Annotated in this window: 2 tRNA genes and 1 rRNA gene; all 3 read right to left on the minus strand. The window is 52.2% G+C overall.

Annotated elements, in window-relative coordinates:
* Positions 1-54: 54 nt before the first annotated feature.
* Positions 55-130 (minus strand) — tRNA-Ala (locus ACP7DD_RS26230).
* Positions 131-226: 96 nt separating this feature from the next.
* Positions 227-303: transfer RNA gene (locus tag ACP7DD_RS26235), tRNA-Ile, on the minus strand.
* 77 nt (positions 304-380) lie between these two features.
* Positions 381-1911: ribosomal RNA gene (locus ACP7DD_RS26240) — 16S ribosomal RNA — on the minus strand.
* Between the last annotated feature and the right edge of the window lie 125 nt (positions 1912-2036).

A 2036-nucleotide genomic window follows, 5' to 3' on the forward strand; every position in this document is an offset into this window, starting at 1 on the left:
AAAGACCAAACCTAAACCCAGTGGCTTACGTTTGTACTTTCAAGATTCGTAGAGTGGTGGAGGATGACGGGATCGAACCGACGACCCCCTGCTTGCAAAGCAGGTGCTCTCCCAGCTGAGCTAATCCCCCAATTCAATCAAACAAAAGTAAAAACCTACTTTTGTTTGGAGTCAGGTAAAAACCCCTGGCGGAGCCAGATGATTTTTACAGGGACTGCTACGTGTCTGGTAGGGCTGGTTGGACTCGAACCAACGACCCCCGCGTTATCAACACGGTGCTCTAACCAGCTGAGCTACAGCCCCAAATGCTGTTCTTCTTGTTCAACAGTCGATAAGAGTGGACGCTCAATGAATCGGTATCTCTACCTGTGCAACTCTAGAAAGGAGGTGATCCAGCCGCACCTTCCGATACGGCTACCTTGTTACGACTTCACCCCAGTCACGAATCCTACCGTGGTAAGCGCCCTCCTTGCGGTTAAGCTACCTACTTCTGGTAAAACCCGCTCCCATGGTGTGACGGGCGGTGTGTACAAGACCCGGGAACGTATTCACCGCGACATGCTGATCCGCGATTACTAGCGATTCCAACTTCATGTAGTCGAGTTGCAGACTACAATCCGGACTACGATACACTTTCTGGGATTAGCTCCCCCTCGCGGGTTGGCGGCCCTCTGTATGTACCATTGTATGACGTGTGAAGCCCTACCCATAAGGGCCATGAGGACTTGACGTCATCCCCACCTTCCTCCGGTTTGTCACCGGCAGTCTCATTAGAGTGCTCTTTCGTAGCAACTAATGACAAGGGTTGCGCTCGTTGCGGGACTTAACCCAACATCTCACGACACGAGCTGACGACAGCCATGCAGCACCTGTGTTACGGCTCTCTTTCGAGCACGCCTCGATCTCTCGTGGCTTCCGTACATGTCAAGGGTAGGTAAGGTTTTTCGCGTTGCATCGAATTAATCCACATCATCCACCGCTTGTGCGGGTCCCCGTCAATTCCTTTGAGTTTTAATCTTGCGACCGTACTCCCCAGGCGGTCTACTTCACGCGTTAGCTGCGTTACCAAGTTAATTAAAACCCGACAACTAGTAGACATCGTTTAGGGCGTGGACTACCAGGGTATCTAATCCTGTTTGCTCCCCACGCTTTCGTGCATGAGCGTCAATCTTGACCCAGGGGGCTGCCTTCGCCATCGGTGTTCCTCCACATCTCTACGCATTTCACTGCTACACGTGGAATTCTACCCCCCTCTGCCAGATTCTAGCCTTGCAGTCTCCATCGCAATTCCCAGGTTGAGCCCGGGGATTTCACGACAGACTTACAAAACCGCCTGCGCACGCTTTACGCCCAGTAATTCCGATTAACGCTTGCACCCTACGTATTACCGCGGCTGCTGGCACGTAGTTAGCCGGTGCTTATTCTTCAGGTACCGTCATTAGTGCGGGATATTAGCCCACACCGTTTCTTCCCTGACAAAAGAGCTTTACAACCCGAAGGCCTTCTTCACTCACGCGGCATTGCTGGATCAGGCTTTCGCCCATTGTCCAAAATTCCCCACTGCTGCCTCCCGTAGGAGTCTGGACCGTGTCTCAGTTCCAGTGTGGCTGGTCGTCCTCTCAGACCAGCTACTGATCGATGCCTTGGTAGGCCTTTACCCCACCAACTAGCTAATCAGATATCGGCCGCTCCAGGAGCACGAGGTTCTTGCGAATCCCCCGCTTTCATCCTTAGATCGTATGCGGTATTAGCGCAACTTTCGCTGCGTTATCCCCCACTCCAGGGCACGTTCCGATATATTACTCACCCGTTCGCCACTCGCCGCCAGGTTGCCCCGCGCTGCCGTTCGACTTGCATGTGTAAGGCATGCCGCCAGCGTTCAATCTGAGCCAGGATCAAACTCTTCAGTTCAATCTTGTTTGTTGCCATTTCTGGCACTACCATTGCTGGTAGGTCGCTCACTCAAAATACTGACAGGCCACTTCTTGCGAAGCGCCTATATTTCTTCTTTGTGAACATTTGATAATTTAAGTTTT

It is taken from the genome of Massilia sp. TWR1-2-2 (genome assembly GCF_049897565.1).
Taxonomy (GTDB): Bacteria; Pseudomonadota; Gammaproteobacteria; order Burkholderiales; family Burkholderiaceae_D; genus JAFCUW01.